Below are 15,989 nucleotides of genomic sequence, written 5' to 3' on the forward strand. Positions count from 1 at the left end.
CCCGGAGGACCGGGCGGCCATTCCTTCGGAGTCATCAACGACAGACCACCATCAGCCACACCCGGTCCTCCCGGACCGCCAACCATTCTTAGGGAGTCCACCATGAAGAAGAAGCTGTCGCTGCGCGCCCGTGTTCTGACCGGTGCCGTTGCCGTGGCCGCCGTCGGTGCCGGAACCCTGGGCGCCATGTCCGCCAACGCGTCCACCCCGGCCGCCGCCCCCGCCGCCGCGGTGAAGGCCGACACCGCGAACCGGAACCTCCAGCAGACCACCCACCTGACCGTGGAGGCCGCCACCAAGGCCGCGCAGGCCACCCTCGACGCCGCGAAGAAGGAGAACCAGCGGGTCTCCGTCGCCGTCGTCGACCGCAACGGCAACACCATCGTCACGCTGCGCGGCGACGGCGCGGGACCGCAGTCGTACGAGGCGGCCATGAAGAAGGCGTACACCGCCGTCTCCTGGAACGCGCCCACCTCCGAACTGGCCAAGCGCCTGGAGCAGGCCCCGACCCTCAAGGACATCCCCGGCACCCTGTTCCTCGGCGGCGGCGCCCCGGTGCAGGTCAAGGGGGCCCCGGTGGCGGCCATCGGCGTGGCCGGCGCCCCCAGCGGCGACCTCGACGAGAAGTTCGCGAATGTCGGCGTCGCCGCCCTCGCCAAGTAACACACGCCTGAGGGCTGTCCCGTGATCCCCGGCGGGCGCCCACCGGCGGCTGCGGCACCTCGCCGCGTTGTCGGAATGCCCGCATACATCCGGTATGCGGGCGGCCCTCCGCTGTACGGGCGGTCCTCCGCCTCGCCACGCACCACAACCGGAACCGCGTACCCGGGCCACCGTGGATTGCCAGGTCACCACGGATTGCCAGGCCACCACGGGTTACGGGAAAGCCGTCAGCCCGGCACCCTGCGGCGTGCTCGGCAAACTCACGGCTCGCCGGGCGCCTCACGAGCCATGAGCCGAGAGCCACGAGCCGGGAGCCGGGAGCCGAGAGTCGAGAGTCGACAACAGGGTCAGGACGGGAGAAGACATGAAAGCCCTCGATCGCCCATTTCCCGACGCCGCTTCCACCAGCGACACAGGCGGCACCCGGGCCGGGATCGAGGGCGTTGTCCCCGTCGGCAGGAGGGTCGCCTCGCCGCCGCGGAGCCGGACACTGCGGGACGCGTCGTCGGGGAACGGCCGATGAACGCGCGCCGAGCGGTCCTGACCATCGCCGCGGCGGCCGTGCTCGCGGGCTGTACGGTCGGCACTCCGACCAGCGCGCGGCCCGAGGCGCAGACCAGCGACGGGTACGGAAACGGCATCACCGTCATCGATCTCACGGGAAAGCGGCCCCCGGCCAAGGTGAACGTGGGAGCCCGCCTCCTGGGCATCGCCGTCCTCTGAACCGGCCTGCGGTTCAGGAGGCCGGGCCCGTGGCTGGTGGTCCCGGCAGCCACGGTGACTCCAATAGCCCAGCACGCCCAGCCCGCCCGCCCAGCCCAGCCCGCCCGGCCAGGCCAGCCCGCCCAGCCCGCCCAGCCCAGCCCGCCCGGCCAGGCCAGCCCGCCCAGCCCAGCCGGACCAGTCGGCCCCGAGGCCGAAGGCCGGGTGGTCCCCGCGCCGTCACCCCGGCGGTCGGTCACTCCGTGCGTCCGCCCGACCCGCGCCTAGGATCGCGGGTGTGAACCAGCGAATACCTGTACGCCGCGGAATATGCGTACGCCGCACGGCATGCATATGCCGCACGGTACGCGTACACCGCACGGCGCGCCCGCGCCGTACGGCACACATATGCCGCACGGCACGCGCCGCGGCTCTCGCCCTGCTGGTTCTGGCGGCGTTCAGTGGCTGCACCTGGGGCGTCGGCGGTGTCGAGGGCACCCCCGGAGCTTCGGGGCTGCGCGATCCGTACTTCCCGGGGCTCGGCAACGGGGGCTACGACGTCACGCACTACGACCTCGCACTCGATGTCGGCCCCGACGCCCACCGGCTGCGCGGCACCGCCACCATCACCGCGCGCGCCACCCAGGACCTCAGCGCCTTCAACCTGGACCTCGCCGGGCTCACCGTGCGGTCCGCGACCGTCGAGGGCCGCCCCGCCGCCGTCAACCGGGCAGGCCACGAGTTGACGCTGCGGCCCGACGCCCGGATCGCCCACCGGCTGCGCAAGGACCGGACCTTCCGCACAGTCGTCCACTACTCCGGCTCCCCGGAGACCCTCACCGACCCCGACCGGTCGAAGGAGGGCTGGCTCACGACGGCGGGCGGGGTGGTCGCGCTCGGCGAACCGGCCGGTGCCATGGCCTGGTTCCCCGGCAACAACCACCCGAGCGACAAGGCGACATACGACATCACGGTCACCGTTCCCAAGGGGCTGACGGCCGTTTCCAACGGCGAACTGGCCTCCCGTACCACCGCCGGCACCACCAGCACCTACCACTGGCACGTCGCCGAGCCGATGGCCGGCTACCTCGTCGTACTGGCCGTGGGCCGCTTCGAGACGAAGACATCGACGACCCCGGACGGCATCACGGTGTTCACCGCCGTCGACACGACGCTGGCGGACCGCAGCGCGGCGGTCCTGGCCCGCGTCCCCGAGGTCGTGGCGTGGGAGGCGGAACGGTTCGGGCCGTACCCCTTCTCCGCCACGGGCGCGATCATCGGGCGGAAGGGGGACGCCGGTTACGCGCTGGAGACCCAGAACCGGCCCTACTTCCCGGGGCTGCCGACCACCGGACTGCTGGTCCACGAAATGGCGCACCAATGGTTCGGGAACTCCGTCACGCCCGCGAGCTGGCGGGACATGTGGCTCAACGAGGGGCCGGCGACGTACGCGCAGTGGCTCTGGGAGGACGACCAGGAGGGCGAACCGATCGAGGACCGGTTCGACGCGGCCTTCGAGAACGATGACAACTGGGTCTTTGCGCCCGCCGATCCGCCGACGGCCGCGGACATCTCGAGGGCGCCGGTGTACGGGCGCGGCGCGATGATCGTCCACAAGATCCGGCAGGCGGTCGGCGATGACGAGCGCTTCTTCGCGCTCGTGAAGGGCTGGACGAAGGCCCACCGGCACGGCAACGCGTCGACCGCCGACTTCACCTCCTATGTGGAGAAGACGACCGGCAAGGACCTGACGGCGCTGTGGAAGACCTGGTTGTACGGGGAGAGCCGGCCAGCCTCGAAGGACTGACCGGCTCCCGCTCCGTGGTGCCTGTGCCCTCTGCTTCCCTTCCCGGGTTCCGTTCCGGATTCCTTCCCGGATTCCTTCCCGGATTCCTTCCCGGATTCCTTCCCGGATTCCTTCCCGGATTTCGTTCCGGATTCGGTTCCGGATTCCGAATCCCGGTGGCGAAGGCGGGGCGTTACTTCACGTCGACGGCGTCCCAGGCGGCGCCGACGGCCGCGAGTTCGGTGCTGTCCGCCCCGTACAGGTCGGTCGCCGCCTTCTCGGTGGCCGTGCGGGCGTCCGCGTAGTCGGTGCTCGACGTCATGTACTGGGAGAGCGCCTTGTACCAGATCCGGACGGCCTTGTCCCGGCCGATGCCGGTGACGGTGGAGCCGTCGACGGTCGGGGAGTCGTAGTCGACTCCGTTGATGGTCTTCTTGCCGCTGCCCTCGGCCAGCAGGTAGAAGAAGTGGTTGGCGACGCCGGAGGAGTAGTGGACATCGAGGTCGCCGACGCTGCTGTCCCAGTAGTCCGCGGAGGAGCCGTCCTTGCTCGGCTCGTCCATGTAGCGCAGCGGGGTGCCGTCGCCGTTGATGTCGATCTCTTCACCGATGAGGTAGTCGCCGACGTCGGTGCTGTTCTCGGCGGCGAACTCCACAGCGGTGCCGATGATGTCGCTGGTCGCCTCGTTCAGCCCGCCGGACTCGCCGTAGTAGGCAAGGTCGGCGGTGGACGAGGTCAGGCCGTGGCTCATCTCGTGCCCGGCCACGTCGAGCGAGGTGAGGGCGCTCTTGTTGCCTGCGCCGTCGCCGTACGTCATGCAGAAGCAGCTGTCGTCCCAGAACGCGTTGACGTACTCGTTGCCGTAGTGGACGCGCGAGTACGCGGCCTTGCCGTCACCGGCGATGCCCTCGCGGCCGAACGCCGACTTGTAGAAGTCCCAGGTCTCCGCGGCGCCGTAGGCGGCGTCGACGGCCGCGGTCTGGCGGTCGTTCCCGGTGCCGTCGCCCCAGGTGTCGTCGTCGTCCGTGAAGAGTGAACCGGTGCCGCTCTGGCCCTGATTGAGGTCGTACGTCTTGTGGCCGCCGCGTTCGCCGTCGGTCAGTTCGTAACCGGAACCGGTCTTGGTGGTGGTCAGGTCGACCTTGCCGCTGTACTGGCTGTTGCCGATGCCGGTCTTGACCGACTCGTACCTGCGGAGTTCCTTGCCGGTGTTCGCGTCGGTGATGATGTGCAGCCGGCTGGGGGTGCCGTCCTTCTGCTTCCCGGTCCGCACCGACTCGAGGGCGAGGACGGGCTTGCCGTCGCCCGCCCAGATGATCGTGCGGGCGCCCGACGTCGCGGTCCTGATCTTCGCCGTCGTCGACGGCACGGATATCCGGGCCTCCGTCGCCTTGGTGACGCCCTTGAGCCCGCCGTCGCGGGCGGTGTGGGTGACGAGGTCGCCGCCGAGGACCGGGAGGCCCGCGTAGGTGCGCTCGTAGCGGGTGTGAACGGTGCCGTCGGCGTCCTTGATCACATCACGGACTATCAGCTTCTCCTGACCGCCGAGGCCGAGCGTCTCGGCGGTCGAAGAGGCGTCGGCCTGGGCCGACGTGATGGCGGCGGTGCGCTGAGAGGCGTTGTTCGCGCCGAAGGGGACGACGCTGCGAGTGGCGGAGGGGGCGTCAGCCCCGTTGTCGGGAGCGGCGTTCGCCGCGCCGGTCTGCACGCCTACGACGACCATCGCGGCTACAGCGGCGAGGGCCGCGGCGCGACGCGTGTTCATGTGGGGGGTCATGCGTTCTCCGTTGCTCGTTCCGTGGGGGGTTACGAGCGGAGAGCGTGCCACCGAATGACCAAGATTGACGGTGTACTAACAAATACCTCACATTTTTTTGACCACCTCTTGTCTGTCTTGGATTTATTCGTGTTCGTTATTCGACGGATATTGGCAGGGGTTTGACGTCTCCTCTCGTGTGGGCACGCGGCTTCCGCCCCCGCGCACGCCGACGGCCGACCCTTGCGTCCGTCCCCGGACCCGAGGCGCTGCCCCGGACCCGAGGCGCTGCCCCGGACCCGAGGCGCTGCCCCGGACCCGAGGCGCTGCCCCGACTTCGGGCACCTGGACGCCTGTGGCCCCGGACGCCCGTGGCGCCGGGTCTGCGGTGCGTGGCACGCGTCTTGCGGCGTACGGGCTGCGGTGCATGGGCTGTGGCGTACGAGCTGTGGCGTACGGGGCATGGGAGGTGGGGGTGGCCGACGGACGGCGGGAGCCCCCGGCCGCAGGACGAGCGGCCGGGGGCTCCCGGTGACAGCGGTCCGGTCAGCCGGACCCGGCGTCAGACGTTGACGCCGAAGTCCTGGGCGATGCCGGTCAGGCCCGAGGCGTAGCCCTGGCCCACGGCACGGAACTTCCACTCGGCGCCGTTGCGGTACAGCTCACCGAAGACCATGGCGGTCTCGGTGGCGGCGTCCTCGCTCAGGTCGTAGCGGGCGATCTCCACGCCGCCGGCCTGGTTGATGATGCGGATGAAGGCGTTGCGCACCTGGCCGAAGTTCTGACCGCGGTTCTCGGCGTCGTAGATGGAGACCGGGAAGACGATCTTGTCGACATCGGCGGGCAGGCCCGCCAGGTTGACGTTGATCTGCTCGTCGTCGCCCTCACCCTCGCCCGTGACGTTGTCACCGGTGTGGACGATGGTCTGGTCGGGCGTCGACTTGTTGTTGAAGAAGACGAAGTGGCTGTCGGAGACGACCTTGCCGGCCTGGTTGACCGCGATCGCCGAGGCGTCGAGGTCGAAGTCGGTGCCGGTCGTGGTGCGGACGTCCCAGCCGAGGCCGACGGTGACGGCGGTCAGCCCCGGGGCCTCCTTGGTGAGGGAGACGTTGCCGCCCTTGGACAGGCTTACAGCCATGGGAAGTCCCTTTCATCGTCGGTTACGGGCTTCATGTCATCATGAAGCCACCGTCACTGGCCATAACGCGAATCAGGGACCACGAGGTTCCTGCTCTCTTTGCTTTCTTTACCGAAGTCCCCCCGGTCGGCCCGGTCCCGGACCGCATCGCTGGCCCCGGAGCCGACGGCCCCGCCCCGACACCACGGCGTACCACGGAGCGCGCGGCCGTGCTGCGAAGGCGCGGCGTACGACAATGCGCCCGGTCGCGCCGCGAGGCACGGTCGGGCGGCAAAAGAAGGTGGCGAACGGCCGGTCGGGCGAGGAACATGGGTGTCATGTCCGGGCCCTATGTCATCCGCGGCTCGGTCTCCCTGCCGGAGGCCGAGCTGATGTGGCGTTTCTCTCGCTCCTCCGGCCCCGGCGGACAGCACGTCAACACCAGCGACTCCCAGGTGGAGTTGCGCTTCGACCTGGGGGCGACCGAGTCACTGCCCCAGGTGTGGAAGGAACGGGCGCTCCAGCGGCTGGAGAACCGGCTCGTGGACGGGTTCGTCGTGGTGCGGGCGTCCGAGCACCGGTCCCAGTGGCGCAACAGGGAAACGGCGCTCGTGCGGCTCGCCGCCCTGCTGGCGGAGGCCACGGCGCCGCCCCCCAAGCCGCGCCGCAAGACCAAGATCCCACGCGGGATCAACGAGCGCCGACTGCGCGAGAAGAAGCGGCGCGGAGAGACGAAACGCGGTCGCTCCGGCCGCGACTGGTGACCCGCGACCGGTGACCTCCGCGGGGCCCGCCTCCCGACTGCGCCGCTCCCCCCCTGGGCCGTGCTGCGACTCTCCCCCTCCGAAGTGTGCCGCGTCGCTCCCCTTTGGGGCGTACCGCGCCGGGTCGTCCTCGGCCGCGCCGGGTCGTCCTCGGCCGTACTGGGCCGTCTCAGTCCAGGTGCCGGTACCGTCCCCGGAAGTACATCAGCGGCGAACCGTCCCCGCTCGGCAGGGCCGCGCTGAGCACCCGGCCGATCACCAGGGTGTGGTCGCCCGCCGGGACCCGCTGCTCGGTGCGGCACTCCAGCGTGGCCAGCGCGCCGCCGACCAGGGGCGCACAGGTGAACTCCCCTCTCTTGTAGGGGATGTCCTCGAACAGCAGCCGGTCGCTGATCCGGCCCCTCATCGCGAACCGCCCGGCGATGTGCCGCTGGCTCTCGGCGAGCATGGAGACCGCCCACAGCGGCTGCTCCGAGAGCAGGTCGTCCATCCGTGAGCCACTGCGCAGGCTCACCATGACCAGCGGCGGGTCCAAGGACACCGACATGAAGGCGGTCGCCGTCATGCCGACGTCCTCGCCGATCCCGTTCTCGTCCAGCGGCGGCTCCTCGGCCGTGACCAGGACGACCCCGGCGGCCAGCCGGGACAGCGCGGCCCGGAACTCATCGTTGCTCACCCCCTCAGCATGGGGGACGAGGCCGTGCGGGGCGGGACCGGAACCGGAGGCGGGGGACTCTGTCTTCAACACACCCGCACGCTATCCGCGCCCTGGACGCGGTCGCATCGGGCCAGGGGACCAGCCTGGTCCTAGGACCAGGCGCCCCGTCGGCACCCCAGCCCCCGCCGGCCCGCCCGTCGGTTCCCGGCGCGCTGCCCGCGACCCGCATCCCACACCACCCCGTCGCCCCCGCCCCTCCCGGAGCCCCGGCAGCCCGCCCCCGGTGTCTCCGTGTCCCCATGTCCCGTGTCCCCATGTCCCATGTCCCGGAGGCCCGCGGCTCAGGCGCACCGCACGGCCACGCCGGATTTGCGTTTTTGCGTTCAAGAAAGGGGTGGAACGTATCGGAGCGACACCTGACCCCCTTTACCATCTTTTGTGACTTGAGTCACAGAGGGCGATATTTGCTGACCCTGTGTACCGAGGGGGCAGCTCACTGTGATTCAGTGGCCGTGACACTTCATTAAGTAAGTCATCTAAGTGGGTCATCCAAGTACGTCATCAAGTGCGCCGATATGAACCTGGAGTGCTGTCGAGGTCTCGGGGAGTGCGAGCGATGGAGACCGAGTCGGAGCCATACGTCCGCCTGGCGACGCTGCGGCAACTGCATCAGGCCGTGGCCGACCTGAACACGGCACGGAGCCTGGCCGACACGGTGCAGACCGTGGCCGACGGAATCGTCACGGGTCTCGGCTACGGGCTGGCCTGTGTGAACCTGGTCCGACCGGACGGGGACCTCGTCGTCGCCGCCTTCGCCGGTAACAGCGCCGCGGAGGCCCTGATCACCGGACGCATCGGTTCGCGTGCTTCCTGGGAGCGCAGGCTCTCCATGGGCGAGGCGTGGGACGAGCTCCGCTTCATACCCCACACGGACGGTTGGGTCCTCCTCGACGACGACGTACCGCAGTGGCACACCGAGGGTCCCGAACCCCGCTTCGAGGACGAGTGGCACCCCCAGGACCGCCTCTACGCGCCGATGTACGCCTCCGGCAGCGGACGCGATCTGCTGGGCGTCATATCCGTCGACCGTCCGCGCAACGGCCGCCGCCCCGGTGCCTGGGGGCGGGAGGCCCTCCAGATGTACGCCTCGCAGGCGGCCATCGCGATCAGCAACGCCCGGCTCAGGACGAACATGCAGCGGGCCCTGGTCCGCCTGGAGCGGGAGCAGCAGGCGCTGCGCGCCAGCGAGGAATCCTTCCGCCAGGCGTTCGAGTACGCGCCCAGCGGCATGGCCATCGCCGAGATGGGCGGCGATCAGCACGGTCGGCTGCTGCGCACCAACGACGCCCTGTGCCGGCTGCTCGGACGCCCCGCGTCCGTGCTCCGCCGCTACTCCTTCGCCGACCTCGTCCACCCCGAGGACATCGGCACCCTGCTGCGCACCTCCGCCGAGGGCGGCCGCGCCGAGCTACGGCTGGGGCGGCGGGACGGCAGCTACTTCTGGGTCTCGCTGCGCAACTCCGTCGTCGCCGACACCACCGACGGCCCGCGCTTCCTGCTCACCCATGTCGAGGACATCGAGGAGCGCAAGCGCCACGAACTGCATCTCGCGCACCGGGCCTCGCACGACGCGCTCACCGGCCTGCCGAACAGCGCGGAGCTGCGCTCCAGGCTCAGTTCCCGGCTCTGTGAACGCCCGAACGCGGTCGGCGCCACCGCGATCGAGGTGCTGGACGCGGCGTACGCCGACCTGGACGCCGAACGGGACGCGCGGGGGCACGGCTACGAGGTGGACCTGGGGCCCGAAGGTCTCTACGACCACCATGTGCACGCCGTCGCCCCGGACACCGAGCAGGACGACGGGGCGAAGGGGCTCGCGGTCCTCTTCTGCGATCTCGACGGTTTCAAGTCCATCAACGACCGTTTCGGGCACCACACCGGTGACGCGGTGCTGATCGAGGTCGCCCGCCGGCTCAGCACCGGTGTCCGCGACGGCGACACCGTCGCCCGGCTCGGCGGCGACGAGTTCGTCGTCCTCGCCGATGGGCTCGCGGCGGTGGACGCCGCCGATCTGGCCGTTCGCCTCCGTAACGCGATCATTCCGCCGATCCGGGTCGACGGCCGGGCGGTGCGGGTCGGGGCCAGTTTCGGCATCGGCTGGGCCGCCTGCGGCATGACGGCGGAGGAGGTGCTGGCCTCCGCCGACCAGCGCATGTACGTGGAGAAGCGGTCCCGGTCCAAGGCCAACCGCAGGGCCGGCTGATGGCCGCGGGGGGAGTCGTCGGCCAGTGGGGCCGACGGGTGGATTCGTCGTCGGCTGCCAGGGGGCCGGCGAGAGGGGTTAACCGCAGGATCGGCCGATGTTCACGGAGGCGATGAAGCCCCGTTTCGAGGCGGTCCCGGGACACGCGACGGAGATTCTTGGTGTGGCTCGTTCGGGGTAGGCTCGGCCGGTCGGCCACGGCTGGCCAATTCGGCGACGGCTGGCGAGATGGTGAGGAGTGACCAGGGATGACAGCCGGGAACAACGGCGCAAACACGCCCGAGGACGACGATCCGTTCGGCTACCTGTACGAGGACGGTCAGGCGTCGGGCGCTCAGTCGCCACAGCAGGGCGGTTACGGCTACCCGCCGGTGGCCCAGCCCGGTGTGCCCCGGACCTCGTACAACCAGGTGCGGGCCGTCGGCGAGCGCCAGTACGGGCAGCAGGTGCCGCCGCAGCAGGCATACGGGCGGCCGAACGCCCAGTACGCCGCCCCGGAGACGTACCCCGGCGGCCCCGCCGGACATGTCCCGCAGCAGCCCGGCCGGGTCGCCCCCGGTGGTCCCGGCGGCTCCGGCAAGGGCGGCCCGAACACCAAGGGCCTGCTGATCGGCGCGGTCGCGGTGGTCCTGGTCGTGCTCATCGGCATCGGTGTCATGCTGCTCAGCGGCAACGACAAGGGGGACCAGAAGAAGAACGAGGCCACCCCCTCCCAGACCCCCGACGAAAAGGTCGAGGAGTCACCGCAGCCCGAGCCGACCACCGGCGCCGAGGCCCCGACCGAACTGCCCAAGCAGGACGCGGCGACGCTGAAGCTCGGCGGCTCGGCGGTAGTCAGCCAGTCGGTCAAGGGCGCGGAAGGCCCGAACGGCTCATACGTCACGGGCTTCAACGAAGTCGGGTCATCCGTGACGTGGAAGGCGGCGATGGGAGAGGAAGGCAAGTACCGATTGACGGTGCGCTACGCGATTCCCGCCAAAGACGCCAACGCCACGCTGACGGTGAACGGGAAGCCGAATTCCCAGCCCATCGGCCTCAAGAACTTCGTCCACTCGTCCGACTCGGACTGGGAAAAGAACTGGCAGACCACCTGGGCGCCGGTCGACCTGATCAAGGGTGAGAACGAGATCAGCATCTCGTGCCAAGAAGGGAATCAGTGCGACGTGATCCTGGATTGGCTGGAGGTCACCCCCGCGCCCGCGGGCGGTTAGCCCATCGAGGGCGAACGCTCTGCGATCCTTCCCGGTGTCCGAACCCGGGAGGGATCGCAGGGGACTGCCTCGCACAACCTCTTGGCGGCCCGTCGGTGCGGCAAGGTGCCGTGTTCCCCGGTCAGCCCATTAGCGCCAGGAATCCAGCCACCGTCGTCGCCATCGCCTCCCGGCCCGGTGCGAGGTACTTGCGCGGGTCGACCCCCGTGGTGTTCTCGGCCAGGTATGCCCGCACCGCCCCGGTGAACGCGGTGTTGAGCGCCGTACCCACGTTGATCTTGACCATGCCGGAGGCGACGGCCCGGCGGATCTCGTCGTCCGGGACACCGCTGGAGCCGTGCAGCACCAGCGGCACCGGGACCGCGTCGCGCAGCCGGCCGATCAGCTCGTGGTCCAGGGCGGCGGTGCGCTCGGTCATGGCGTGCGAGGAGCCGACCGCGACGGCCAGCGCGTCCACCCCGGTGTCGCGGACGTACGCGGCGGCCTCGGCCGGGTCGGTACGGACGCCGGGGGCGTGGGCGTCGAGCGGGGGTTCGCCCTCCTTGCCGCCGACCTTGCCGAGTTCGGCCTCGACCCAGATGTCGTGCTCATGACCCCAGGCCACCGCCTCGGCCGTGACCCGGACGTTCTCCTCGTAACCGAGCTTGGAGGCGTCGAACATCACCGAGCCGAAGCCCTCCGCGTGCGCCTGGCGCAGCAGGGCCACGGACTCGACGTGGTCGAGGTGGAGCGCGAGCGGGACCCCGGAGGCACGGGCGACGGCGGCGGCCGCCGCGGCCACGGGGGAGAGCCGCCCACCGTGGAACTTCACGGCGTTCTCGGAGATCTGCAGGATGGCGGGGGCCCCGGCGCGCTCCGCGCCGGCCGCTATGGCCTCCGCGTGCTCCAGCGTGATGACGTTGAAGGCGGCGATACCGCGTCCTTCGGCCTGGGCGGCGGAGACGAGTTCTCCGGTGCTGACGAGCGGCATGCTGACCTCTGTTGCTTCTGTTGCTTCTGTTGCGTTTGTGCTTCACGGTCCGGCCGGGCGCGGTGGCCGGACGGGGCGGTACGGATGACCGGACGAGCCGGTGCGGGTGGTACGGGCCGGCGGCTCAGGCCGCCGTCGTGCGTTCCTCGACGCCGACGCGCGGCAGCAGCTCCTCGTACGCCGCGCGGTCGAAGTCACCGGCCGTCGGGGAGAGCACGGTCGCCGTCGACAGTGCCACCGCCCGCCGCAGCCGGTCCGGCCAGCTCAGGCCCTCGACGAGACCGGACAGCAGTCCGGCCACCGCGGAGTCGCCCGCACCGGTCGGGTTGCCCGGGACCCTGGCGGGCGGGGACGCCTGCCAGGCACCGACGGGGGTGACCGCCAGCATGCCGTCCGGGCCGAGCGACGCGACGACCGTGTGCGCGCCGCGGCGGCGGGCGTCGCGGGTGGCGCGCAGCGGGTCGCGGGAGCCGGTGAGCTGGGCGAGCTCGTCGGCGTTCGGCTTGATCAGGTCGGGGCGGGCGGCGATCCCCCGGCGCAGCGGCTCGCCGCTGGTGTCGAGGAATACGGGGACGTCGGCCGCGCGGGCGGGGCGGATCAGTTCGGCGTAGGCGCCCACGTGGATGCCGGGGGGCAGGCTGCCGCACAGGGCGACGGCGTCGGCCCCGGCGAGCAGCTCCTCGTACCGGGCGAGGAAGGCGGACCACTCGTCGGCGCTGATGAGCGGGCCGGGTTCGTTGAGCTGGGTGGTGTCGCCGGTGGCTCGGTCGACGACGGCGATCGTGCGCCGGGTGCTCCCGGCGACGGTGACGAGGGCGTCGGTGATGGGCGCGGGGGAGGAGTCGAATCCCGGCGTGGGCGCGGGGGTGTCGCCGGCCCCGGATGCCGGTGCGGCACCGGATGCCCCGCCGGGCGCGGACGTGGCGTCGGCGGATATCGCGGCACGGGGCGACAGCTCGGCCAGCAATGTGCGCAGCACCGTTCCGGTGGCGCCTCCGGCGAAGCCCGTGACCACCGTTTCGTGGCCGAGGGCGGAGAGCACCCGGGCCACGTTGAGGCCCTTGCCCCCGGGACGCTCGGCGACATCGCTGACGCGGTGGCTGGCGTGCGGGACGAGTTCCGGGACGCCGTACGTCAGGTCGAGTGCCGTATTCAGTGTGACCGTGAGGATCACCGCGGCCGCTCCCTCGATCCCTGCCTGGAACGCGATTCCTCGGGAATGGAATGCGCTTACTCTGCCTGTTTCCGGGCGTTCGAGCCACCCGTCTCCCGGACGATCATGTCAAACAGGCGCCGGTCGGCCCAGACCCCGGAACCAACCGCCGTCTCTTCGTTACGTATTCGACTCGCCGTAAACAGTCGTAAAGATCCGTTGGCGTCGAGGGCGTCAGGACGGTCCGAGGACGCAGAACCCGTGGCCCTCGGGTCGGCCAGGCACGTCCACGGGACGTCGCCCTGGCCGAGGTCGAGGCCGGTGGCGCCGAGGGCCCGCAGCCGGGCCACCTCCGCTGTGACGAGCCGCGGTGAGCGAGTGAGTAGACGAGCAAACGCGCGACCAGGCGGAACGGGCCGGCGGACCGGCGGTCGGTCGGAACGTACGGACGAAACGTGGGGCGGTCGGACGGGCGGAACGCAGCGCGGTCGGACGGGCGGGCGGAGGAGCGGAACGGCGGGTCAGACCGCCTCGGGCTTGACGATCCACTCGCCCTTGCGCATGACGCCCTTCAGCGTGAAGTCCGCGTCCAGGACCACCAGGTCCGCGTCCTTGCCCGGGTCCAGCGACCCGACCCTGTCGTACACGCCGAGCAACCGGGCGGGGTTGGCGGAGATGGACTGCACGACGTCCTCGACCGGGATCCGGTCGATGGTCACGGCACGGCGGAACGCGGTGTCCAGGGTGAGCGTGGAGCCGGCGATCGAGTTGCCCTCGACCAGCCGGGCGACACCGTCCTTGACCTCGACCGCGAGCGGGCCGAGCTGGTAGCGCCCGTCGCCGAAACCGGCCGCGTCCATGGCGTCGGTGATCAGCGCGACGCGGGCGGCGCCCGCGTGGTGGTAGGCCAGCTCCAGGGCGGCGGGGTGCAGATGCGTGCCGTCGTTGATCAGTTCGACGGTGACCCGCTCGTCCTCCAGGAGGGCCGCGATCGGACCGGGCGCGCGGTGGGCGAGCGGTGGCATCGCGTTGAACAGGTGCGTGGCGACGGTGGCGCCCGCGTCGATCGCCTCGACTGTCTGCTCGTACGTGGCGTCCGTGTGGCCGATCGCGGCGATGACGCCGTGCTCGGCGAGCAGTCGCACCGAGTCGATGCCGCCGGGGAGCTCGGTGGCGAGGGTGAACATCTTCGCGGTGCCGTGCGCCGCGTCCATCAGCTTGCGGACCTCGGCCGGGTCCGGGTGGCGCAGCAGGTCCTCGCTGTGCGCGCCTTTGCGGCACGGCGAGATGAACGGCCCCTCGAAGTGGATCCCGGCCAGGTCGCCCTGTTCGACCAGTTCGGAGAGGATCCCGGCCCGCTGGGCCAGGAAGTCCAGTTCGCCGGTGACCGTGGAGGCGACCAGGGTGGTGGTGCCGTGCTTGCGGTGCGTGTGGATGCCGGTGAGGACCTCGTCGACGGTGCCGGAGGTGAAGGACGCGCCGCCGCCGCCGTGGTTGTGCATGTCGACGAAGCCGGGGACCAGCCAGTGGCCGCTGAGGTCGACGACCGGGGCGTCCTCCGGTGCCGAGCCGGCGATCCGGGCGCCTTCGACGATCACCCGCCCGTTCTCGACGGTGCCGGTGGGAAGCACCACCCGGGCACCTGCGAGAACCGTGCTGTCTGCGCGTCCGGCCATCAGGCGGATACCTCCGTGGAGAGAAGATCCCAGGCGAGCAGCCCTGCGCCCAGGCATCCGGCGGTGTCCCCGAGGGCCGCCGGGACGATGTGAGGCAGCTTCTGGAACGTCACGCGCTCCTCGACGGCCGCACGGAGCGGTGTGAACAACGTTTCCCCGGCCTCGGCGAGCCCGCCACCGATGATGAGCATGCGGGGGTCGAGCAGCGTCACAGCGGTGACCAGTCCGGCGGCGAGCGCGTCGACGGCGTTCCGCCAGACCTCCACGGCCGCGGGGTCGCCCGACTCGACGGCCTTCGCACAGTCCGCGGCATCCGCGGTCGGGACTTTGGACGCGGCGGCCCAGGCCCGGGTCACCGCGGAGGCCGAGGCCATGGTTTCCAGGCAGCCGCGCTGGCCGCAGCCGCATTCCGGACCGTCCGGGCGGACCACGATGTGGCCGATCTCGCCCGCGTACCCGTGGGCCCCCGCCTCGATGGTGCCCTCGATGCCGATGGCTCCGGCGATCCCGGTGCCCAGCGGCAGGAAGAGGAAGCGGTCGGTGCCCTTGCCCGCCCCGATCCGGCCCTCGGCGAGCCCGCCGGTGCGCACGTCGTGGCCGAGCGCCACGGGGACGCCGCCGAGCCGATCGCCGAGCAGCCGCCGCATGGGTACGTCGCGCCAGCCCAGGTTCGAGGCGTAGACCGCGATCCCGTTCTCGGCGTCGACGATGCCGGGCACGGCGACGCCGGCGGCGAGGGCGCTCTCACCGAGGTGCTCCTCGCCGTACGCGCGCAGGTCCGCGGCGAAGGTGAGGATCGACTCCACGACGGCGTCGGGACCGCGCTCCCTGCCGGTGGCCCGCCGTGCCTCGTGCAACAGGGTGCCGTCGGTCCCGACCAGTGCGGCCTTCATTCCGGTGCCGCCCACATCGAGGGCGATGACGTGTTTCACGGGCAACAGTCTCGCCCGAGAACCCCAATAGGTCTAGTCCACTCTTCTGGTTTGTTACGGATACATACAAAATCATCTTCGGGGCGTGGAGCCCTCCGCTCCGGGGTGTGTGCCGCGAGTCCGGCGAGGTGATGGGTGAGGTCTACGCGTCGCTCTGTTGTTCCTCATCGGCTGTTCCTCCTCGGCCGTCATCGCGCCGTCCCGTCGCTTCCGCCGGTCGTCGCTCCCATCGCTGTGGCGCCGCTCGTCGCCATGTCGCCCCGGTGCTCCCGTCGGCCCGCCGCCCCTTCACCGGCGTGGGGGAGAGGGGCGGCGAGGGGAAGATGTCGGCCATCCGG

Annotated in this window: 13 protein-coding genes and 1 pseudogene; 6 read left to right on the forward strand and 8 right to left on the reverse strand. The window is 70.9% G+C overall.

Annotation, left to right across the window (positions count from 1 at the left end; all coding sequences use genetic code 11):
* Positions 1 to 102: 102 nt before the first annotated feature.
* From ACIHCL_RS05285 to ACIHCL_RS05295, 3 genes are all read left to right on the forward strand, one after another.
* Positions 103 to 663, forward strand: a complete 561-nt coding sequence (locus tag ACIHCL_RS05285) for a heme-binding protein (RefSeq protein WP_399857180.1) — start codon at positions 103 to 105, stop codon at positions 661 to 663.
* 519 nt (positions 664 to 1,182) lie between these two features.
* Positions 1,183 to 1,386 carry a hypothetical protein gene (locus ACIHCL_RS05290; RefSeq protein WP_399857182.1) on the forward strand — a complete coding sequence of 68 codons (204 nt, stop codon included), beginning with the start codon at positions 1,183 to 1,185 and terminating at the stop codon, positions 1,384 to 1,386.
* A gap of 385 nt (positions 1,387 to 1,771) precedes the next feature.
* A complete protein-coding gene (locus ACIHCL_RS05295) occupies positions 1,772 to 3,172 on the forward strand; it encodes a M1 family metallopeptidase (RefSeq protein ID WP_399857995.1) in 1,401 nt (466 codons plus the stop codon).
* A gap of 172 nt (positions 3,173 to 3,344) precedes the next feature.
* Here ACIHCL_RS05295 and ACIHCL_RS05300 read toward each other — a convergent pair whose 3' ends face one another.
* Positions 3,345 to 4,928, reverse strand: coding sequence for a M4 family metallopeptidase (locus ACIHCL_RS05300; protein ID WP_399857184.1), 1,584 nt, complete (start codon positions 4,926 to 4,928; stop codon positions 3,345 to 3,347).
* A 541-nt stretch (positions 4,929 to 5,469) separates the two neighbouring features.
* Positions 5,470 to 6,045, reverse strand: coding sequence for a TerD family protein (locus ACIHCL_RS05305; protein WP_399857185.1), 576 nt, complete (start codon positions 6,043 to 6,045; stop codon positions 5,470 to 5,472).
* Positions 6,046 to 6,353: 308 nt separating this feature from the next.
* On the opposite strand from ACIHCL_RS05305, the gene arfB reads away from it, so the two are divergent.
* Positions 6,354 to 6,788 carry an alternative ribosome rescue aminoacyl-tRNA hydrolase ArfB gene (gene arfB / locus ACIHCL_RS05310; protein WP_399857186.1) on the forward strand — a complete coding sequence of 145 codons (435 nt, stop codon included), beginning with the start codon at positions 6,354 to 6,356 and terminating at the stop codon, positions 6,786 to 6,788.
* A gap of 169 nt (positions 6,789 to 6,957) precedes the next feature.
* On the opposite strand, the gene ACIHCL_RS05315 is transcribed toward arfB, so the two are convergent.
* Positions 6,958 to 7,536 carry a flavin reductase family protein gene (locus ACIHCL_RS05315; protein ID WP_399857188.1) on the reverse strand — a complete coding sequence of 193 codons (579 nt, stop codon included), beginning with the start codon at positions 7,534 to 7,536 and terminating at the stop codon, positions 6,958 to 6,960.
* A 526-nt stretch (positions 7,537 to 8,062) separates the two neighbouring features.
* On the opposite strand from ACIHCL_RS05315, the gene cdgB reads away from it, so the two are divergent.
* On the forward strand, positions 8,063 to 9,709 hold the full coding sequence (gene cdgB / locus ACIHCL_RS05320) for a diguanylate cyclase CdgB (protein WP_399857190.1): 1,647 nt from the start codon (positions 8,063 to 8,065) through the stop codon (positions 9,707 to 9,709).
* Positions 9,710 to 9,957: 248 nt separating this feature from the next.
* Positions 9,958 to 10,920 (forward strand): CBM35 domain-containing protein, encoded by a 963-nt coding sequence (locus tag ACIHCL_RS05325; protein WP_399857191.1) that lies wholly within the window; start codon positions 9,958 to 9,960, stop codon positions 10,918 to 10,920.
* Positions 10,921 to 11,041: 121 nt separating this feature from the next.
* On the opposite strand, the gene ACIHCL_RS05330 is transcribed toward ACIHCL_RS05325, so the two are convergent.
* The 5 genes and pseudogenes from ACIHCL_RS05330 to ACIHCL_RS05350 form a co-directional block, all read right to left on the reverse strand.
* Positions 11,042 to 11,890 (reverse strand): ketose-bisphosphate aldolase, encoded by an 849-nt coding sequence (locus ACIHCL_RS05330; RefSeq protein WP_399857193.1) that lies wholly within the window; start codon positions 11,888 to 11,890, stop codon positions 11,042 to 11,044.
* Positions 11,891 to 12,014: 124 nt separating this feature from the next.
* Positions 12,015 to 13,064 (reverse strand): 1-phosphofructokinase family hexose kinase, encoded by a 1,050-nt coding sequence (locus tag ACIHCL_RS05335; RefSeq protein ID WP_399857194.1) that lies wholly within the window; start codon positions 13,062 to 13,064, stop codon positions 12,015 to 12,017.
* Between the two features lie 213 nt (positions 13,065 to 13,277).
* Positions 13,278 to 13,402, reverse strand: a pseudogene (locus tag ACIHCL_RS05340) (VOC family protein); the annotation flags it as partial.
* Positions 13,403 to 13,564: 162 nt separating this feature from the next.
* On the reverse strand, positions 13,565 to 14,719 hold the full coding sequence (gene nagA / locus ACIHCL_RS05345) for an N-acetylglucosamine-6-phosphate deacetylase (protein WP_399857196.1): 1,155 nt from the start codon (positions 14,717 to 14,719) through the stop codon (positions 13,565 to 13,567).
* Positions 14,719 to 15,651, reverse strand: a complete 933-nt coding sequence (locus ACIHCL_RS05350) for an ROK family protein (RefSeq protein ID WP_399857198.1) — start codon at positions 15,649 to 15,651, stop codon at positions 14,719 to 14,721. The genes nagA and ACIHCL_RS05350 overlap by 1 nt, the downstream gene beginning before the upstream one ends.
* Between the last annotated feature and the right edge of the window lie 338 nt (positions 15,652 to 15,989).

The organism is Streptomyces sp. NPDC052042 (assembly GCF_044548345.1).
In the GTDB taxonomy this organism is placed as follows: Bacteria; Actinomycetota; Actinomycetes; order Streptomycetales; family Streptomycetaceae; genus Streptomyces.